11 protein-coding genes are annotated in these 22,044 nt (G+C 46.0%); all 11 read right to left on the bottom strand.

Translation table 11 applies throughout. From position 1 onward, the window contains the following. Nucleotides 1-12: 12 nt before the first annotated feature. Nucleotides 13-2,217 carry a hypothetical protein gene (locus tag KWJ01_RS09895; RefSeq protein ID WP_224996273.1) on the bottom strand — a complete coding sequence of 735 codons (2,205 nt, stop codon included), beginning with the start codon at nt 2,215-2,217 and terminating at the stop codon, nt 13-15. Nucleotides 2,218-2,389: 172 nt separating this feature from the next. Further along, nucleotides 2,390-3,205, bottom strand: a complete 816-nt coding sequence (locus KWJ01_RS09900; protein ID WP_224996274.1) for a DUF3823 domain-containing protein — start codon at nt 3,203-3,205, stop codon at nt 2,390-2,392. A 37-nt stretch (nt 3,206-3,242) separates the two neighbouring features. Continuing rightward, nucleotides 3,243-5,300, bottom strand: a complete 2,058-nt coding sequence (locus KWJ01_RS09905) for a RagB/SusD family nutrient uptake outer membrane protein (RefSeq protein ID WP_224996275.1) — start codon at nt 5,298-5,300, stop codon at nt 3,243-3,245. Nucleotides 5,301-5,343: 43 nt separating this feature from the next. After that, complete coding sequence (locus tag KWJ01_RS09910) at nt 5,344-8,562, bottom strand: TonB-dependent receptor (RefSeq protein ID WP_224996276.1); 3,219 nt, start codon at nt 8,560-8,562, stop codon at nt 5,344-5,346. Nucleotides 8,563-8,829: 267 nt separating this feature from the next. After that, nucleotides 8,830-10,290 carry a glycoside hydrolase family 76 protein gene (locus tag KWJ01_RS09915; protein WP_224996277.1) on the bottom strand — a complete coding sequence of 487 codons (1,461 nt, stop codon included), beginning with the start codon at nt 10,288-10,290 and terminating at the stop codon, nt 8,830-8,832. A gap of 16 nt (nt 10,291-10,306) precedes the next feature. Then, on the bottom strand, nt 10,307-12,115 hold the full coding sequence (locus tag KWJ01_RS09920; protein WP_224996278.1) for a carboxypeptidase-like regulatory domain-containing protein: 1,809 nt from the start codon (nt 12,113-12,115) through the stop codon (nt 10,307-10,309). 806 nt (nt 12,116-12,921) lie between these two features. Continuing rightward, on the bottom strand, nt 12,922-14,949 hold the full coding sequence (locus tag KWJ01_RS09925) for a hypothetical protein (protein WP_224996279.1): 2,028 nt from the start codon (nt 14,947-14,949) through the stop codon (nt 12,922-12,924). 364 nt (nt 14,950-15,313) lie between these two features. Next, complete coding sequence (locus KWJ01_RS09930; RefSeq protein WP_370634700.1) at nt 15,314-16,306, bottom strand: glycoside hydrolase family 43 protein; 993 nt, start codon at nt 16,304-16,306, stop codon at nt 15,314-15,316. Nucleotides 16,307-16,374: 68 nt separating this feature from the next. Continuing rightward, nucleotides 16,375-17,289, bottom strand: a complete 915-nt coding sequence (locus tag KWJ01_RS09935) for an ROK family protein (protein ID WP_224996280.1) — start codon at nt 17,287-17,289, stop codon at nt 16,375-16,377. Nucleotides 17,290-17,322: 33 nt separating this feature from the next. Next, nucleotides 17,323-19,629: a GH92 family glycosyl hydrolase gene (locus KWJ01_RS09940; RefSeq protein ID WP_224996281.1), complete on the bottom strand. Its 2,307-nt coding sequence runs from the start codon at nt 19,627-19,629 to the stop codon at nt 17,323-17,325. 45 nt (nt 19,630-19,674) lie between these two features. After that, nucleotides 19,675-21,900 (bottom strand): GH92 family glycosyl hydrolase, encoded by a 2,226-nt coding sequence (locus KWJ01_RS09945; protein WP_224996282.1) that lies wholly within the window; start codon nt 21,898-21,900, stop codon nt 19,675-19,677. Nucleotides 21,901-22,044: the final 144 nt, after the last annotated feature.

Below are 22,044 nucleotides of genomic sequence, written 5' to 3' on the forward strand. Positions count from 1 at the left end.
CCCGATTGTGATTCACCAGCTTAGTTTCACATGAACGCCGTTCGGATCGTTTTCAAAACTTAGCATGCAGGTTTTACTTGATGCGTCCCAGCTGGTACTCGACTCCAACAGCTTGCCGGCAGCATCAGTAACAGCTACTTTGGCTGCTTTTTCAGGTAAAAGTATGCGCATCACGTTGGTGGTGTTCAGGGGACTTTTGGCCACAAAAGCATATTCATTCTTTGCTATTTTTTCGTCGTAGACTCTTGCCGCTGTGGCCAATACCTGAGGTGTTTCGGGATTTTTAACACTGCCAATATTGTATAAAAATGCCTGCTCTCCCGGATTGACCTTTTTTTCTGTCAGAACAGGAATTTCAGGATCAAATAAATCAATAAACATTCCTTTGATGGCATAGGGAGAATGATCCGGATTTTCATCTACTACTGAAATGATTTCGTAAGGTCCCCTTGTCAATGAGAAGTGGTTCTTGAATTGAAGCGCTCCTCCACTGGTTTCGGTTTCGTACAACCGCTTAATGGTATTTATAAACTCGATGTCGCTGTTTTCCTCTAATACAAACTCTTTCGGATCGTTGCGCATGATGTAAACCTTTCCCTTGCCAACGGTATATTCACCTGCTTGAAAGGGTTCATTCAAACCCAGTTTCAAAAACAAATGCTCGGATGGAATTTTAAAAGTATTCTCACCTGTATTCCACCACTCCTGCACATTTTGAAAGGCGTCATCATCAGTGCCACAGTACACGAGCGCACCCCCTTTTTTTACCCATTCAGCAATGTGTTTATGTGCTGCCTTATCCATTGGTTTCATATTGGAATAAGACATGATCAGGAGTTTTATATCCTTCCAGGTTTGTGGGAATGAAGCATTCTCAATATGAACTGTTTTAACAGGAATGCCTCGTTTTAACAAAGGAAGCGCCTGTCCATAAAAATTGGACAGCTGTGGATCTTCGTAGCCCTGGTGAACGGGGAAACGCTGAAACATCAATGAATTGGCCATGAGCACACCAATTCCCTGCGAGCCACTAACCTTATTTTCTGATAAGGGCATGTTATTAAGGGTATTGATCATGACCTGCATCTGGGTTGAATAAAAGCGTGGGATGCGTTCCTTGTTATCGCTGTTCGCACTAGTGCGATAGTAGCCTTCATAGATCCGGTCTGGCCAGGGCATCACTTCATAATCGGCAATCATCGGATAAAGTAGTTGTGCTGTGAAGGTGGCCTCGTAATTTTTCTTGTAGTCTGCCCAATCGCGGGGCCAGTCTTCTATTGGGTCGGTGAGGAAGAACATCTTTCTTCCTGTAGGTGCCGTCATGGACTCCATGGAACCGTATTCCAGAAAAGCAGTTTCAAATACGCGTTCTTTTGCCTGGCCGTTAAAATAGTTTGGTTCACGCGAGGTGCCTGTCCAGACTTGGGCAATGTAACCATCTACGCAGGGCAAAGATGCCAGACTGGCTTCGGGACTAACGATCATCCACTGCGAGTAATTTACCAGCGAGTGCGTGGGAACGTAACAACGAATGTTCATTCCCTTGCTTTTACCGTACTCCTTTGCATAGGTAAAGCACTCGTTTACAGCACGGTAATAGAGGTGGTATTTTAACTTATTTGATAAATAAGTATTTTCAGGAGATTCGTGGGGAGGTCTCCAGTCGAATCCATAATATGCTTTCCATTCCCTTTTAAAAGCTTCGCTGTAACCGGCACGGGCCCAGAATTCAGGTTCTTCAAGATAAATAGCATCAATGCCTGCATCAATAACCCGTTTAATAACCCTCTCCTTTAAATAGTTTGTGAAATTCATGGAAGGCACAATGTACGGCACCATGCGTCCGTGCCACAGGGTATCTCCCTTTTGGGTTACCTGTCCCTCATCGAGATGCATTTTTCCATCCCAGCCGCCGGTGAAATAATCCTGGTACTCACCCCAGGCAATTCCGGTCATGAAATGCGTTGTATAACCTCTGTCGCGCCAGGTTTGAACGCGCTCCTCAAATGTCAGATTTCCTTTTCCGTGATGATCTTTCACGCTGTAAACAATCGCTACATCTGCGCGTACGTCAGTTACAGGTTTCCAGGGATTGGAAGTTTGAAAAGCTGTTTTTTCTCCGGACAGGTTTTGTGACTCTTTCTCTATTTGTGAAGGCCGGGAACAGGCATGAATGAAAAGCGCCAGCAGAAGATAAAGTATAACAGGTTTTTTCATTGGTATGAATATCCTTTGTTGAAGCGAAGCAAATCATTACCCTTAGCAGCAAAGCAAATCATGTACGGTGCATCTACACCGAACGCGTATTGATACAATGATCATGCTGCTTAAAGAAGGTAAAACTTAAAGCCACCTTAAGGGGGAGATGGCTTTAAGCCTTGGATGTAATTCAGGGGATCATCACCTGCATAGGTGCATTATAATTCCATCTTCTGATGCCGCTGCCTTTTGGTGTATCGTAGTTGATACGTGCCGCTGCCCGGATAAAGACTACTCTTCCGGAAGGAATAGTGCCGTTGGATTCAATGATGATCGTTTCTCCCAACAATGAATTAAACGCTGATCCGGAATACTCGATTTGATTTGACCAGCGCTCATCGCGTGCACGATAACCTACTGTGGAAGAGTAACTAACAAACAACTGGATATCAGTGACATTCAAAAAACTGTTGCTATACCCACCCATCGGTTCAATCTTCGAGCGAAAACCCTCTTCAGAAACACCACGTGTAACGCGCACCTGAGCTCTTATTTTACCATTGATCACCTGAGGTTCTCCTACCCATCCCACTTTAAGGAACGGCTGCACCTCAAACCTTACTTTGGTAAGGCCATTGATCTCTACCGTATGGGTTTCGTCGGCAAGTGGAACACCACGATCGTCTTCACGCAGTAAGGGAATGAAAGGCCCGTCAATCCGCACGTTATACGTTCCTTTAAACAATTTTGTATTCTGGAATGTGCCGTCGGGCTTCGCAAAGAAATCAGGATTAGGAGTGACATTTTCACCCCAGCTTAGTTCAGTCAAACGCACGCGAATGCCCTCACTTCCCTGGTCTGTAAGCACAGGTTCGCCAGTTTCCGCATCCACCACTTCGCCCTGCAGGGTTTCAGCAGGTGCATCAATGTTATCCATTTCAAATAGGCTGCAGGAAGTGAAAGAAAACAGCGCCAGTGATAGTATATATAATAATTTTCGCTTCATCTTCGGTAATTCTTAATGATTAATAATTCATCACGCTTTAGCGGTTTGGCTGCTGGTCAATGACCTGGCTCTTTGACACTTCGTTGCCGGGTATGGCAAAATAGTAATCAATAACATTGTACTCGAAGGTCTTTAAGCTTACCCATTGAAAACGTGCATCGAAGAAATATTTGCCGCTCTCTGTGGAAAAGAACGGATACAGTCCCCGGAAGCGATAGCGGGCATTGCTGCTGAAGGTGTCTTTGTCCCTGAACTCACCCCAGAAACCGTCACGCCCCTCGTAGTGTTGTACTCTCCACCGGCGTAAATCCCATTTTGTTTTATGCTCCAGTGCAAGCTCTTTGCGGCGTTCCTTACGAATAAGATTGCGTCCTGTGATGTCGGGTGTAATGATGCCCTGCACCAGCGTTGCCCCGGCTCTCTCACGTATTTCGTTTACAGCCGTGGTTGCTACCTGCATTAGATCAGATCCATCAGGAGATGCTTCTCCGGCCAGTGCGAGTTCTACCGCAGCTTCTGCTGCATTCAGCAGTACATCAGCATAGCGCATCAAAATAAAATGTTGCGACGATCTGCCTTCACCTGCTTCAAAAGACGGATCGGGATTCAGCCATTTACGACCATACAGGCCGGTAAGACAGGACTCTCCATTATCGTAGAATGGGCCGTTGGCGCCTGCAGCCGTGATAACACCGCCCTCGTAAGGAACAACCTCCTGACCATTACCTTCCCTTGGGCTGAGGTAAAGCAGTTTGGGTGCCTGGGTGTAGAGATCTAAATGCTGATAACGGGTTTCAGCTGTAGAATACGAGTAGTTTTCAAACAGGGGGCTAATGGGCGTAGGGCCGGTGTATACACCTGCACGAATTTCAATTTCCCTGCCCTTGAACATATCGCTTGGGAAAATCACATAAGCACGAAGCCGCGGCTCAGCATTCTCAAAGAAATCCAATGGAGAATCGAACATAAGGTAATCTCCTTCTGTGTTCGAAGCTCCCGTAGTAACTTTTACTGTTCCATCAGGGTAGCGCTCAAAACCCTCGTATAACTCCAGAAAATCCAGTGTTGGGCATGTGCCTGATGCTAGTGGTGCTTTGAAGATGAACGGAGCGCTGTAGGCGTCATAACCATGGGTAAAAGTTGGATAGCCAAACTGCTTAACATATATATTCTCTGGACTTGATGGATCGCTGAACATGTCTACCATATTCTGGTACTGTGCTTCACGGTCGGTTGCCGACCATTTTTTCTTGTAAAGCGAGTAACTGCCACTTTTGATCACTTCCTGGGCGGCTGAATAAGCTTCGCGGAAGTACCTTATGGAGGCTGCCCGCCATGAATCCTCGGCAAAACCAATTACACGTACGCCTGTTTTGGCTCCCAGTCCTGTTAGTCGACCGGGCACAGTTTCGTTGTATTTGGCAACACTACCGGCGTACAGCATGGCTTCCGATTTGAATGCCAGGGCAACAAATTTATTTGAATAGCCTATTTCGGGGCTGGTTGGCTGCAACAGCTCTATGGCCTGATTAAAGTCTGCCAGCACCTGATTCCATGTCTCTTCCTCAGAAGCACGTGGTACTTCCGATTCCTCCTGTTCAGCAGGATAGCGAATAACTTTCGTTACCAGTGGCACACCTCCAAAACGCCGGGCCATAGCAGAATACACCATAGCACGTATAAAATAGGCTTCACCCAGATAATGATTGTACGTAATCTCGGGAAACTCACTTTGATATTGCGGCAGTGTTTCGATCAGGTAGTTGGCATCGCGCAGCAAAGTATAGGCGTTTGCCCAGTAAGGTGTTCTTTCACCGGTAAAAGCTGAGGATATTCCATCGCGGTTCACAGCCTCGCCGGTGCCTTCAATGCCCATTGCCCCCAGCCATGAGTTGAATTCGATGCCCCACTGGGCCATGTATTTAAAATCCTCAAATGGCATCCTGCTGTACATCCGGGCCATGTATACTTTCATACCGGATTCACTCGTCAACAGCGTTTCGTCTCCAACCACATTTGGCGGTGGAATATCCAGCTCTGCACAACCGAAGAAAGTAAATAAGCCGATCAGGAATAATGTATATATCCTTTTCATATTATCATTCAATTAATATCTCGAAAATGATGAACAGAAATGTTCAAAACTGGGCCGAAAATCCAACTGTATAAGTTTTATTGAGCGGATATAACCTTCCTAAATCATCGTCAGGATGTTCCGGATCAACAAACTTCACTCCCGTCAGGGTGAACACATTATAGGCATTGGCAAACAGGCGCAAGTTCATCGACGACAGGGCCCTGATTTTTTTCGGTATTGTATACCCCAGTTCAATGCTCTTGAGACGGAGATATGCGGTACTCACCCGGTTAAATTCCGAGGATTCAATGGGGTATCTTCCGGTAAAACCATAGTAGCCACTCACCCACTCTGTTTCAGGATTGTAAGGATCTGCCAGCGGATCTACCGGATGCCAGCGGTCCAGATATTGCTCCAGGGTACCGCCGCCATTGGTGCCCCAAATGGAGTACAAAGGTTCTCTGTACTGCATGGATCCCATTGCCGTTCCCTGGAAGAGAAAGCTCAGATCAATATTCTTGTACGAAGCGTCATAGCCCAGGCTGAAGTTCATCCATGGCGTTTGATCATAGGCAAATGGGTGCTCATCCAGGCCGCTTATTTCTCCATCCCCGTTCCAGTCCAGGTATTTATAGTCCCCGGGCAGTATGTCCCGCTCTTTGTAGATAGGGTATGACCAGATGTCTTCCCAGTTTTCATAACGACCTGCGCTTTCGTAACCGAACTGCACCCCCTGATAGCGGTTGTTCAGATTGTCGTTGCGCCAGCGGTCATAGGAGTTTCCATAGGGTCCGTTTTGCGCTGCATCTAAGTGCTTTCTACGGGTAATGGTACCAATGGCTGTTACCCTGTATGAAAGTTCGCCGATTGTGTTACGGTGTGAGAGTTCGAGGTCGATACCAAATTGACGGTCGCTGTTCAGGTTTTCTCTCGGCGCGCCAGTACCCACTACGGTAGGAACCTCTCCCGTTCTGTTGGCAAACAGCCCTTCGCGGCGCCGGTCAAAGTAGTCGATGGCAAAGCCAAACAACCCGTTCCAACCTTCAAAATCTGCACCGATGTTGAACGTATGGGCCGTCCACCACGTAATCCGTTCGTTGGGAACTATGAGCGATACCCCATTCACAAACTCACCACCGAACATGTAACCGGGAGCGTACTGGTTGTAATAGCCATTTTCTGCATTGCCGCTTGTTGCGGGATAGAGGTAGCCTGGGTACCAGTCGTAGTTCAGCGCACCATCATCTGCCATTACACCATAGCTGGCACGCAGTTTCAGCTGATCGACAAACGACAGGGCCGAAGCTGAGTTAAAGAATGGTTCTTCTGATAAACGCCAACCGATTGATCCCGATGGGAAGAAACCCCACTGGTTGTTCTGAACAAATTTAGAGGATCCGTCATAGCGAAACTGAAATTCGGCAATATAACGATCGGCAAAGGTATAATTTGCTCTTCCAAACACTGCGGAGTTAGCAACCTCATAGAGATCGTCTATGCCTGGCTGCATACCGCTTACCTGGTTTTCATTTACGCCTCCCACAAGATAATCCATGGCAAAAGCAAGGTCCCGCTGCGCATAGAAGTTGTCACCCCTCCTGTTTTGGCTTTCCCAGCCCAGGAGGCCGGTTACGTTATGATTCCTGCCAAAAAGGTGGTTATAATTAAGTAAAAACTGCCCCAGCACCTGCTGCCTGGCAAACAATTCGCGTCGTAACTGGCTCGGTGAGCTTGAGTTGTACAATTTCGAATCGTACGAATCAGTCAATGAATTATACGCGTACTGGTAGTACTCTCTGCGGAAAATATTATTATCGTCGTTACGGTAATCGTAGCTGATCAGGGCTTTTGCAGATAAGCCATCCAGTAAATTCGATACACTGCTGAAATCGAAATTAAGGGCTGCTGAAGACTGGAAGTACTTTTGCCTGTATTTCCGGTAACCCGATACATCAGCGGTCATCTTTGCTACCGTATTTTCTTCCAGATCCAGGCCTTCGTAATTCAGCATAGTATTTTCAGGATCGGCATAGGCGGGGAATAATACACCCTGCCTCCAGTAGTTTCTGATAATATCAACTGAGCTTGAGTACGGGGTATTGCGCTGGTCAACAACACCGCTCAGGTTGAGGTTAAAAGATAATCCCCGCGTGAGCTCTGTGGTTATGTTGCTACGCAGGTTAATTTTGTTGTAGTTCAAATCACCTGATTTGAAGATGCCCTCTTGGAAAAGATAACCACCCCCTATATAATACTGCGTTTTGTCGTTCCCTCCGGTAATGCTCAGATCGTGTTGTGTTTGTGGAGAATAGTCGGCTATCAGCAATGAGTTCCAGTCTGTAGCGCGGCGCTCACCGCTTCGGAACGCTTCAAAATCTTCTTCCTGGTAGATGATGCTCCCCCCGTTGATGTTGTTCATGGATCTTTCATTGTAGAGCGTCATGGTTTGGAAGGGATCGGCAAGCCTCGGCATTCCCGTAGGTCTCTGCAGGGTGTAGGAGCCGGTATAAGAAACTATCGTTTTTCCTTTTGTACCTGTTTTTGTAGTTACAAGCACTACACCGTTAGCAGCGCGTACTCCATAAATTGCTGCCGAAGCATCTTTCAACACGGAGACTTCTTCGATATCATACGGATTCAAACGCTGAAAATCAGCCATCGAACGCGGAATACCGTCGATTACGACTAACGGTGCACCTAACCCACGTATATCCATGTTGTTATTGAATGTTCCCGGCTCAGCACTTCTTTGCCATACGCGCACACCTGCAACCCTGCCTGTAAGCATGTTTTGCGGGTTTTCGTTTTTGGTCTGAAGCAATTCACTGCCTCTAATGTTGGCCACAGCACCCGTTATTGTAACTTTCTCCTGTGTACCATACCCCACCACAACAACTTCTTTAAGCTGTTCATCATCCGGAGCCAGGACAACATCAATCGCTGATCTCGAATCAACAGCAACCTCCTGTGTTAAATAGCCTATAAATGAATAAATCAGCACAACATCCCCGCCAGGGACCTTTAACGTATACTTTCCGTCGTAGTCTGTTGTGGTTCCCTGGCTTGTGCCTTTGATTATTATGTTTACACCGGGTAAGGCAGATCCGTCATCAGAGGATGTTACCCTACCCGATACCGTAAATTCCTGGCGCTGTGTGGCAGCGCTGCCGGATTGATCTTCAGAAGCATAAACGGCGGCAAAAAAAACGCACTGAATAAGCATTCCATAGATGGAATACTTGGTCAGCTTTTTTAAAAATTGCTTGTATCTATTTTGCATATGCTAAATAATAATTTGAACCACTGTTATTACATCAAGGCTTATTGAATGGGCTTCCAGAACAACATTTGCCGCTGGTTTCATGTGTGCTACCGCTTCCCGGCGAATCAATCCTTCTTCGATCAATTCGCCGGAGCAGCAGCAGGGCTATGTTATTACCAAAGCTATTTGTTAAACTTGCACGAATACCCTTTCAGGAACCCGCAGGAAGTAGGTCCGGGTGACGGACAGAACTATCCATTTTTCCCAGATCGATGTTTTAGCTCGCTAATGCTTTTCCATTTCATATCGTGCCAGCACAGCATATTGGGCGGCGTACGCAAAGCTGAACATTCCTTCTGTTCTGTTATTGCTGTTATCCCTGCTCCAGCCTACCAATAAATTGGTTGGAAGAAAACCATTGTACAGAAAGTTGTCGTAACCGTGATCAAGGTTTTGTTGGAAAGAACTGATATAGTCAGCAGCAGGCTCATATGCAGGATATACATCTACATAGCCGCGCATCAGTACACCATTAAACCAGTTTCTGAAGCCACTGATATCATAAGTATAATAGCCCGGTTTGGTCTCCCCTAGCTTTGCAAAATATTGAAAGCTGTCATCTGACAAAGTTTTGGCGTCTTCCAGGTATGTATTCTCCTGTGTTGCACGGTATAGATCTGCTCCGCCGGAAAGCATGGTACCGCTGTTATAAGTGATCGCCGGGCCTACACGATCCACACAAGTAGTGCCTTTACGGTAAACTGTGCCATCCACAGTATGCAACTCAGGGCTGCCGGGTGAACATCCACCCCTCATGTCATCGTATACGCCGTCGGAGCGCAGTAAGTGGCTCTTCTGCCATGCGTAAATTTTCCTGGCAAAATCCAGATAATAATCGCTCTTCTTCACCTGGGTTGCTATGCGGGTCTGTTTATCTGTAGCATCTATGTAGCGATAGGTTACCTCATCGCTTTTGTCTTTGTACAGCTCATGCAGCCACACCAGCGGACTCACCATCGGCCCGTTGCTGCATGCATGCTTGGTAACATATCCCGGTCCCCATGGAATGCCACCACGCTCTTCTCCACTGCCATCACGTGTGCAATCCCAGCCGTCAAGTACATATGCGGTCAGATATTCCGCTTTTTCCAGGTATTCGGCATTATCAGTCAGTTTATAGGATTCGAGTAATTCGCGTATAAGCCACATTTGATCATCATATACGTTTTCGATTCCCTCAACTTTGGCCGAACCTTTGGAACCACCGCGATTTACCCCATAGACCGACCATTCTTTGGTTTGGGTGTAAGACACGAGCCGGAAGGTTCCCAGGTAGTAATCCGCATTGTCGTACAACTTGTGCAGTAATTCCGAATACCTGTTGAAATGCTCATTGTAAAGAGCGGGGTCACCCTGCTCTTTCTGCACCTTGAGTGCGTGAAGAATAGCATTCACCGCTTCAATAGCACTGGTATACATCCATACACTGCCTTTCTCTTCGGAACGGACTTCGGTAAAAGGGTTGTAATACCTGGCCATAGCCATACCATCTCCTGTAAAATGGGAAGAGACGGCCTTGTCGGCAAGTTCCATTGCACGCAGCAGGTTTTGTTCTGAAAGATTTACCTCTTCCTGCGGAATATTAGGACCATTATCGGAGGCGCTATCTTTACAGGCAGATATTAACATGAGTAAAACAAAGCTCCAGGTAGTGATCATCGAAGTAATCCTGCGAAATTTTAACATTGTATAAATCATCTCTTTAGTTCAAATTGATCGTGTGGAAAACAAGCTTGTTTTCTCCTGTATTAGGTTCGCCATTGTAAACCCCAAAAGCAAGCGTTACATTTTTACCATCAAATTGTGATAAGTCGTACACGAACGAGGCATAACCTTCAGGGTTGCCCGCTCCTCCATCCCCATGTTTAAACTTCCAGGTGCCATCTTCGGCCTCGATAGCTTCCTGTGCCGTATTAGATGTTGGGGATACGTGGGTAACTGTACCGTCGTCCTCAATAACGGTGAGTTTGAAGTAGGTAAAGCTATCACCGAAATTGCGCGTGGTCAGCGTGAGCTGGTTGCTGCCTGCTCCTATGGCAAATTTTGAGTACAGGTAGGCTTCGGGCACCTTTGTATTCACCTCTGGTGTATTACGTGTTTTGATAAGGAAGCCTTCAGAAGGAAACACTTCAGGATCTTTCTTTAAAGGAACAAGAGACCACGATGATGCTACATGGTCCACCTCACGCCATGCACGATAAGCATCCACATATTCATCGCGGTTGCCACTTACCGGACTGATACCCGTAAAGGAATTTTTAGTATGAATCATGGTAGAGCGTACAGTTTCCTGGCTCAGTTTCCATCCTTCAACAACTTCGGTACCGGGCAGCCAGTCCCAGTTTTCTACCTTTCTGTCGGCAAAGCGGATAGCCCGGAGCACAAGTTGTTTCCAATAGTCGCCAGTAGACTGACGGTATATACCTATAGCAATAATAACCTCTTTGCCTACATATTCGCTCAGATCAAAATCAAAGTCGGCATAGTCACCAGAACCGTATGTTCTTGTCTCCCCTACTTTTACTGCAACAGGCTGGGCCGCAGAAAGGTCAATCACTTGTACACCAAAATATGCAGGGCTCGCCTCATCCGCATTATGGGTTCGTAACCTAAGCGACAGGATTTTGTTGTCTTCAGTGATTAACTTGCTTCCATATACGTATGAATCGAATACATCAAGATCTGCCGGATTATCACGCTGGTCTTCGTTGTTGCGGATTTGCAGGGTTGTACCTTCATTTTGTTCCTGCCATGCACCCTGGAAATCAAGCGTTGACATGTAATTGGTAGACCAGTCCCAATGTGGATAGGCATCTGCATTACGTCCACCCCGATATTCGTTGTAGTACCACTTGTCGGCATTTAAGAGATTATCAGCCGTTAAACCACGTAGCAGTTCTTCACTCCCCATGCTAATATTCAAAGTAGCGACACCATTAACAAAGTCTGCTTCACTTACCTCCTTGGTTATTGTTACATAATTGTCTTTGGTAAATGTTACATTATAGTTGGCACTCATCAGGTTATCTATGGTATAGGTACCGTCGCCCCCGCTTACAGCCGTACCGGCAACCCCCACACTAATTGTTACATCAGAGAGCGGAGCATTTCCATTTTTAGCATCTGTAATGGTACCCGTGATTTTCGCCGAAGCATTTACCAGTGTGGCGTTTGCTGTAGCCACTTTATTTGCATCAAATTCGTCGGCTGTAACAGTAACACTGGTTGTTAGCCATCCCGTTTTAGAGAATGTGAGGGCATGGGTTTTTAACGAAACGTTTTCAAGGGTATATCTTCCATCTTGCCCGCTGGTTACTGTAACATCTTCTTCATTAACCCCGGATAGGGTGACATTAACATCTGAAACGGCCTGACCGTTGGCATCTGAAACAATACCAGTTATTGTTCCTACACTAATGACCGGTGCATCTTCTTTTTCGCAGGAACTAAGAGATACAAAGAATGCTCCCAGCAAAGCAACATAACTAAAGATTCGTAAAATTTTACTCATTATTTTATGCTTTTTAAGTTGAAACGTGTTCAGGTTTGTGCGCTTGAGCTTTGATGGCTAAATGCCGAATATAGGCTAAAATAACGTTTGCGCTGGTTAAAATGAGGGTTAAAATTGGGTTAATAGAAAGAATAATTTATTAATCTTTAGCATTCAGAACATCTAACTCTGTTTGCCTTACCGAAAAAGGGAAAGGGTGCTGACAGACCACAAAGCAAACCCGTTTTACCAGCCGCAAATTTGTTCGCTGATGTCGAATCCAGGAATCGAAAAGAACAAATGGAGAAGGTCTAAGAAGTATTAGTTTTAGCCCATATTAGGATACCAGCAAGGGTCTGGCAGAAATCTGATTTTTTACCCCGGTAGTTGTGCGTTTGAGGAATGCCCTGCGCGTACTGTCAGGAACTGGCGAATAATATTTGCAACAGCAAAGCTTACCACCACGAAGCGGTGCGTATCAACCTGCTTGGGCACTAGATTGCAAGTTTGATCTTATCCAGTGGCTGCACCAGTTCACCTAAGACGGGATACCAGCGACCCCTAAGGGCGCCTGGCTGTTTTTAGTGGCTACCCTGTAACTGATAAAATTGGAAATTACAGCAGGAGATAGGCATTACAACAGCTGCTGCCGAAGTGCTGAAATCTGCAGGAATCATTGCGAGCTAGCCTCACAATGATTCCCCTCCCAATTACATCAATTATGCGATCAATGAAATAAAGAGAATGATGTGTAGCAGCATGTGCTACTGCCTGACTTAAGAAGGTTACAAGATGATCAGTTGGATGAGGGATGATTAACCTTTCTCTTATTCAATCCACACAAATTGGGTAAAGGCACCATTAGCCGCCACATCCCATACTTCCACTCTAACCCACTTCCTTGCCTGCAGATCAGAAGTAAAGACAAACTTTTGCTTACCAAAAGCCTGGGTGTGATCCAGATTGATCCTTTGCCGGAAAACCTGCTCTCCATCACCAGAAATAATCTCTGCATAGCTTAGCGGGAAGGTCCAGTCAACCTCCAGGACCACTTCAGCTTTTTTGTTCTTATTTAACTTTGTAGTTTCACCAGATTTTTTGCCGTTCACACTAAAAGCAGGCAAAAGTACTTCTCCTGTGGACACAAAAAATTTTCCATTTTCCATCGCATCCAATACCGGCTGCCATCCTTCTTCAAATTTAGGAAGTTCATTCAGCTGCAAGTAGTTGATGTTAAGGTTTGCATAGAGTTCATAATCTGGCTCGATCTTGAATAAATCTGCCTCAGCAATCACATACTTCTTCAGGCCCCAGTTGGCCATATCATCCATCACATCCAATACTCGTTTGCCTAACCTGTCTTGCGACAGATCTGCCGGCATGGCTTTCCAGGCGGCGCCTAAAAACCGGTCAGATTTAAAAAACACTTCCTCTCTGTATCCATCTGGAAATCCTGTTGATCCTTTGATTCTGGCATGAGCCGTCCAGGCTAATCCATTTTCTACTTCCAGCAGCTTTAACATTTCTTCCCTATTCCCTACCCGGTATACCTTTCCATACTCCGGGACTTCTTCAACGAAAGGCTCATCAGCATCTCTGGACATGACCCAGTAAACAGGTTTGGGAAACAGGTTCATCCAGTGGCCTCCAAAGTGGCTATTTGGTTCTTCACCCGGAAGCATCAGAAAATCACCCCCAGATAGCCTGGCACACTCCTCAAACATTTTTCTAAACTCCAAAAGCCTTCTCGGGCCCCGATCATGAGGATTGCCCGCCAGATGAAACTCTCCCAAATGCATAATATTTACTCCGGCTTTGCGCAATGCTTTTACATGACCTGGTATTTGCGGTAGGGGCTTATGCGTGAGTACGTCCATGACATGTTCTGTATGAAAGTGGCTTGCCATGGTATAGTACTCTGGCAGGGGCTTATAAGCATCCCCATGGGTAAACTGCTTTACCTCTTCAAGCACTTTGCCATCTTTTTTGGTACTTATTAAAATAAAGTAGTTTAGTCGTTGTCTGGTATTTGGAGGGGCATTGAACCATGGTACATGCCGCTGGTCTCCTAAAAGCTCATGCCTGATGCCAAGCCCAAATTCAGGAATCAACTGCCTATAGTTGCTGCCGTACCAGGTATATTTTAAGTTATAGGCATTATCAAGCGGATAAAAATACTGGTGGGGAGGTGGAAAAATAGCAATGCTACCTTTATCAGTTTCTCCCATGATGGTTCGGTATTTTACGGCTATATTTTGGCTTTCTGTGTTAACATCAACGCTAGAACTTTGCAGGTAATCCTCTGTGTCAGCCCAAAAGATCTCTTCCCAGCTCGTTTCGTTACCAATCAATCCGGCATCATAAATAATGGCTACAGAGTCTTTATTGGTGGCAACTACAGCAGCCATGTTCAATAAGGGACTCCCGTTGTACAAGGTTATTTCCAGAGATCCTGTAAAATGGCCAGCCTTGACTTCAGAAATAATAATGTTGGTTCTGGAGCCCTGGCTCCTTACGCTCGCCTTCCGTTTATCCAGGTCTACGGTATATGACTTGTAAGGCTTATAAGCTGTTTCATCAAAGAAGATGTTCCACCCCCCTCTCTTTTTAAGATCTCGCTCTCCTATGGTAAGTATGAATGCGGGGTCTAAACCTGCTGCAATTTCCTCAAATCCTTCTCCCTGGCTAAGCTGAATACTTTCAAAAAGTGGTTGTCCCTGTTCCAGGTTTATCAGCAGTTTTGCTTTCTCAGTTTGGCCGGCAGGCCAGCTAATGGTTAAGATGTTGTCGTTGAGTATAGCACTTACAGCACCCTTCTTATTAAATCCTTTGAACTCCACAGGAATTTGCGCCATTATGGAGACATGAAGCAACATCAGAAAGCAAATCAGTAAGGCACTCCTAATGAACTGAGCTGTTGAAATGGGTGCCAGATAACAAGGGGTAAAAAACACATTTTTCATATTGCGAAGTTGATGGGTATAGGATGATCTGCTGCCTTTCTAGAATCCATAATTTTTCATCTGAAAAAGCCTCTGATTAGATTCCGATGGCTAAACTGATGCTGTGTTTACTTACTGCCATCCGAACTATGGGAAGTGGTATACCATCATATAAACACTGAATGAATAGGATGTATCAATCTTACCTCCGTGGACCTCAGGAGATAAGAGTGTCTGTTAAGGGAATCTAAAAGCTTTACCGAACTTAAATATGAACCTATTGCTTCCCAAGAGTATGCGCTCTAACTCCTTCAAATGTTATTTTCACAGGTTTGATTTCTCCTTTACTGTTAAATTCCATTTTGTCTATGCATGTTACCCTGTGGTTGCCATCGGTTTCAGACAAGGGTCTCCTGTGGTAAACTATATACCAGAGATCTTTCACGGGATTATGTATCACAGAATGATGCCCAGCTCCGGTGGCGACAGTTTTATCCTGCTGCAGAATGGTATTTAAGCGTTTGAACGGGCCAAATGGTGAATCCGCTATAGCGTAGGCAACACGATAATCCGGTCCTGTCCAGCCCCCCTCCGACCACATAAAGTAGTACTTGCCATTGCGCTTAAACATGAAAGGCCCTTCAACATATCCTTCGGGCGTAACTTCCTTATAAAGGGAGCCATCCTCAAAGGGAACAATACCAGTGAAATCGTCATTGAGCTTAACAATGTTACAGTGCCCCCAGCCACCATAATACATGTAGTAGGTACCATCACTGTCCTTAAACACATACTGGTCAATTGGCTGTGCCCCATTTACTATTTCATTGATGAGTGGCTTACCCAGTAAATCCCTGAACGGTCCTTCCGGCTTATCTGAAATTGCCACGCCAATGCCCCCCACTTCACCTTCATGCACATCGTTTGCTGCAAAAAACAAATAATAAGTATCATCTTTATGAAGCACCCCTGGTGCCCACATAGCGCGCCTGGCCCATTTTACGGATGATGTATCAATGATCCTTTCATGTTTAGTCCAGTTCACCAGGTCCGGAGATGAAAAAGCATCCATGAACACCTGCTGATCAAAAGGAGCTGAATAGGTAGGATAGATCCAGTACCTATCACCATAGATGATACCTTCAGGATCAGCATACCAGCCGGGAAATACAGGATTTCCTGATTTTTCAGCCTCTGCTTCTTTTTGTTGTGCTGTACTGCTTTGCCAAAGCATCGCCAGCAACATAGCACAAATACAAACTTTATGCATGACAGGGGGGTGTTTAAAGTTATTGGTTAAACCGGTGTTTTCAGCAAAGGTAAAATGATGGCAGTAGATTACTCACCGGCACCAAAGCCACTGATTAGCTTACCGGAAGTGGAATAATTATTATCCCAACAGCTGGCGGCTCCTACTAGAGCGGCTTTCTCTCCCAGCCCTGTTAGTCTGATGCACTTTTTCACAACCTCCGCATCTAATTTCTTTTCCAGGCTGGAGACATATAAATCATATGCTCTGGCAATGTTGCCTCCCAAAACCACTATCTCCGGATCTTCCTCCATCAGAAGTGGCTGCAGAAATTCAGCCAGATTATCTCCGAACTCCTCGAAAACCTGCCTGACTACGCTATTCTTCTGTGCCAAATGCACTAAATCTTTCACTCCTTTTACCCAATCACCAGTCAACGCATGAAAGCGCTGGATGAACCATCGTGCAGATAGGTAATCTTCTGCAATTCCTGCTTTGAATGGTGATCGCCATAAATCTGCATCTTCTGCTTCACCATTCCGGAAACGGGCACTGCCGAGACCAGTTCCAAGTGTTAAACCAATTGCCCGGGTACATCCCCTTGCCGCACCACCATATACCTCACCTTGCATAAAGGACCTGGCATCGTTCATCATCCTGATGTTTTCTACCTCTTTTCGGAGCCCTTCTGCCAAAAGTTGTTTTACATTAAGTCCATAGAGGGCATCGTATTTATCCTGGTCTTTGATTAGCGAAATGCCCCTTTTATAGTCAAAGGGACCGGGCATGGCTATTCCAATTTTTCCGGAGAAGCGGGAATCCTTCCTGATTGCGGCCTGTATGGCTGCAATCCAGCTGGCAATGATTTCAGGAGAGCTGGCCTTTGAATCAACCCTTCTGCGCAACAGTGAATCTGCCAACAATAGGCGTGTTTCAAGATTTACCAGACCAACAGTAATATGTGATCCGCCAATATCAATACCAAGTACTATTTTATCTTTCATACCAACCTTAAGACTTAGATGCCCGCCCTTTCATTACCGCCTTTCTTTTTTTATCTCGTTAGAGAGTGAATAGGGGAAATCTTCCTCCCCGGTGCCTCTTTGCTTGTTGGGAGTGTCAGACATTTCGAAATGAATGGTAGCACCATTCATCAGGTCCGAATGACTTATCCAGTTTTTTGAATAAGGCTTGCCATTTAGTTTCATAGATTCGACATACCTGTTCCCGGAGCTGTTAGCGGGGGCTTCAATAACCACTTCTTTTCCGTTCTCCAGCTGTACTATAACTTTTTTGAAGAGTGGTGCACCCAATACATACTGATCGGTAGCGGGTGTTACCGGGTAAAAACCCATGGCAGAAAACACATACCAGGCAGAGGTCTGGCCGTTATCCTCATCACCCACATAACCGTCGGGGGTTGCCATGTACATGCGGTCCATGGTTTCGCGCACCCAATATTGAGCTTTCCAGGGTGCCCCTGCATAATTGTACAGATAGATCATATGCTGGATGGGTTGGTTGCCATGGGCGTATTGTCCCATATTGGCTATCTGCATTTCCCGGATCTCGTGTATTACACTGCCGTAATAGCTTTCATCGTACACTGGGGGGAGTGTAAAGACAGAGTCAAGTTTTGCTACAAAATTCTGCTTACCTCCCATGAGGTCAATAAGGCCCTGTACATCATGAAAAACAGACCAGGTGTAGTGCCAGCTATTACCTTCGGTAAACGCATCGCCCCATTTAAACGGGTTAAAGGGCGACTGGAAGGAACCATCCTTGTTTTTACCCCGCATCAGGCCTGTTTGTGGATCAAATAGGTTTTTGTAATTCAGCGCCCGCTTTTCATAAAGCTTTATTTCTTTTTTAGGTCTGTTCAGGGCTTTGGCCAACTGGTAAATGGCAAAATCGTCATAAGCATACTCCAGTGTACGGGCTGCATTTTCGTTAATACCTACATCGTATGGCACATAACCCAGCTTGTTGTAATAATCAACACCTGCGCGACCAACAGCCGTAATAGGGCCTGCATTGTTGGCACCTTGCAGCAGGGCTTCGTAAAGTGTATTGATATCGTAATCACGCATCCCCTTGATGTAGGCATCAGAAACCACTGAAGCAGAATTGTTCCCGATCATGATGTTGGCATAACCCGGACTGGACCATTCGGGCAGCCAGCCCCCCTCCCTGTAATCATTTGCCAGTCCCTGCTGCATTTCTTTGTTAATGGCTGGGTAAACCATGTTCAGGAAGGGATACAGTGCTCTGAATGTATCCCAAAAGCCTGTGCCTGCAAACATATAGCCAGGGTGTGTTTCTCCTGTATAGGGGCTGTAATGAACAATTTCTTCATTTGCGTTTACCTCATACATTTTATGCGGAAAGAAGAGGGTGCGGTACAGGCAGGAGTAAAAAGTACGGACCTGGTCTACTGTTCCGCCTTCTACCTTAATTCGCCCCAGGGTCTGGTTCCATCTTTCTCTTGCATTTTTACGGGTTTGCTCAAAACTATCGCCGGCCAATTCTCTTTTCAGGTTTAGCTCGGCCTGATCCAGGCTTATGAAAGATGAGGCTACTTTTAGATGCACCTGTTCTCCTTTTTCTGTTTTAAAGCCCACAACAGCACCGGAATGGTCGGCATTCATTTCCAGGGCATCCTTTACCAAGGTGCTGTCATGCCAGGTGTACGACAGGCTAAAGGGCTTATCGATGTAGATTACAAAGTAATTTTTGAAGTTCTTGGGATCACTGCGGGCATATTTGGTGGAATAGCCTACAATTTTGTTCTCTTCCGGGATTACCTTCACCCAGGAACCTTTGTCAAGTGCATCGATTACAATAAATGAGCTGTCGGATTTCGGGAAAGTAAAGCGAAACTGTGCAGCACGTTCTGTGGGGGTAATTTCTGTCGTAACATCATGATCTGCCAGGTACACACTGTAGTAGTGCGGTTTGGATACCTCTGCTTTGTGCGAGAACCAGCTGGCGCGCTGATCCTCGTGAAACCTAAGCCTGCCGGTTACAGGCATGAGGGCAAACTGTCCGTAATCATTCATCCAGGGCGAAGGCTGATGTGTTTGCTTGAACCCCCTTATTTTGTCAGCATCATAGGTATATGCCCAGCCATGCCCCATTTTACCGGTTTGTGGAGTCCAGAAGTTCATTCCCCAGGGTACTGCTATGGCAGGGTATGTATTACCATTAGATAAGCTGATCTTGGAATCTGTGCCCATCAGGGGGTTTACCCACTCAACCGGGTCCGTTACTTCTTTTACTACTACAGATTGTGCCTGCGCTCCTACGGATATAAACAGCAGGAGTGCCATTGCTAACTTTCTCATTTAATATATCTTTTTGCTTGATCAGACAGTCTCGTTTCTAATCTTTTATAGTCCTAAAGGATTAAATTCCAGGGAGGAGGGTGGAGCGTCGGCTTCGGCACTTCCCCAAGCCTTGTTTGGCATTTTACCCATCGTTAACTCCAGGGTGCCTCCATTCATTAAATCTTCATGCTCAAACCAGGGCTTATTCCAGCTTTTCCCATTTAGCGTAGCGCTTTGAATGTATTTATTTTCCGCTGAATTATGATGGGCAACTACCGTAAAGGTTTTACCATTATGCAGCTTAATGCTCATCTTATTGAAAAACGGGCTGCCAATATTATAAATAGGTATACCAGGCGTAACCGGGTTAAAGCCCATCATGGAGAACACAACAAAAGCACTCATACCGCCGCCATCCTCATCACCGGGAATACCGAACAGGTTATCGGGGTACCAGGTGTTGATCAGCATGCGGATGCGTTTCTGGGTTTTCCACGGTGCACCCACATAATTATAGAGATAGGGAATATGAAAAGTAGGTTCATTGCCCATAGAATACTGCCCCACCAGGGCTGTGGCATCCGGAAACTCGGCCCACAGCTGGTATTTGCTTCTCCCCAGGCTCTCGCGGAACAGGTTATCGAGCTTTGCTTCTGCCGCGGTTCTCCCTCCCATAAGCTCAAAAAGCCCCTTTAGATCGTGCTTTACATCCCAGTTATAGATGTAAGCATTGTTTTCTGTAAAATAGGCCCTGCCGCCCGGCCCCCCGGAGAATTTAGGGTCGAAAGGTTCTATCCAGTTGCCCTGTGCATCTTTAGGCCACATAAAACCTTTTTCTGCCCTGAACACATTTTTATAGTTCTGTGCTTTGCCCAGCAGCAGCTGTACATCTTTTTCCTTATTCAGGTAACGGCCCAGCTGCGCCAGGGCCCAGTCGCCGTAGCTGTGCTGCAATGTTACTGCCACTGCCTGTCGTCTTTCAAAATTGTGCACCTGGGGTACTGTTTCTTCTTCGCCTGGTCTAAGGGCAGGATAGTAACCCCGTTCATGGTAAAAGGTATCTAAACTGCACATGGGCCCGTAGCGCCAGGGAAGCAGGGTGCCCTGAAGGGCATTTTTCTTCAGTCCTTCATAGGCCGCAGGCAAATCATAATTCCGGACGCCCTTCATCCAGGCATCTGCTATCCAGACTGCGGCATGGTTGCCCGTCATGCAGGCATGCTCTCCCCAAAGTACAGCAAAAGAAGGCATCCAGCCCGATTGCTGGTACATCCGGATGTAAGAGGAAATTTTATCAGACTCCATTTCCGGATTCAGGATCATCTGGAGCGGCTCCAGGGAGAGATAGGTATCCCAGATCCAGTTGTCTACATAGAAAGGGCGATCTGCCTTGTGTACCTTGTGGTCGTATGCACTATAATACTGGCCCTGCTCGGTAATGTCAATCATTCGCTCATAGCTGCGGTACAACGCTGTGTAAAAGGTACGCTTTTGTGCTTCGGTCCCCCCTTCTACCTGTACCTGGTTAAGTACCCGATCCCAGCTTTGCCTGGCTTTTGCCAGCACCTCTGCTTTTCCCCAGCCAGGTATGGCTTCTTTTAAATTCTTTTTAGCCTGTTCCTTGCTGATAAAGGAGATGGCATAGCGGAAATCGAGCTCGGAATGGCTGGTGCTCACAGAAGCAAACTGCTTTTCGCCCTCTTTGCCCCCCTTTTTTACAAAATTAACCGGCTTGCTAAACTCCCCATAGAACCAGGCACGCATGCCGTTAAAATCCTCACGCCCGCTTATAGCATTATTTTCTTCCTGGCTAAGTTGCCCGCCATGGCGCAGCATCAATAACACCTGATTCTCCTTACCGTTGGGGTATTTGAAGTGGAAATATCCCCCTTTTCCTGCCGGGATAAATTCTATATTAATGTTGCTCTCCTCCAAAAACACCTGGTAGTGATGGGGAGCAGCTTTTTCAAAATCAAAACTATATTTTTGCTCAAATGCCTGTTGTGTAGGACTGCCGCTAAATGGCATGATACCAAACAATTCTCCCAGGCGGTGAGAGATAATTGTGAGCGGGAAAAAGCCCAGCTGATCATCCAGCTGATCCCTTTTGCTTGGATAAACCCGCACCATGCTATTTGGCAAATGTGCCGTTGGCCTGGTAGGTTCCAGTATGTGCCCAACACCGCCAATGGTAGGATCTACATATTCAAGATTAGAGGGACTATGCTGAGCATACAGCAACGTATGCATTCCCAACAGTGCTACAAGTACTTTGAATGATAATTTCATGAAATCATGTTCTTTGGCCGGGCAGATGAAATTCTTTAGCAAGAATAGTGAGACTGCCCTTAATACGGGCAGTCTCACATCAACCAACCAACCAACCGTTACAAAGAAAAACTCATATGAATAAAGCTTCTGTTCGTTACCGCA

It is taken from the genome of Cesiribacter sp. SM1, from assembly GCF_020178975.1.
Classification (GTDB): Bacteria; Bacteroidota; Bacteroidia; order Cytophagales; family Cyclobacteriaceae; genus Cesiribacter.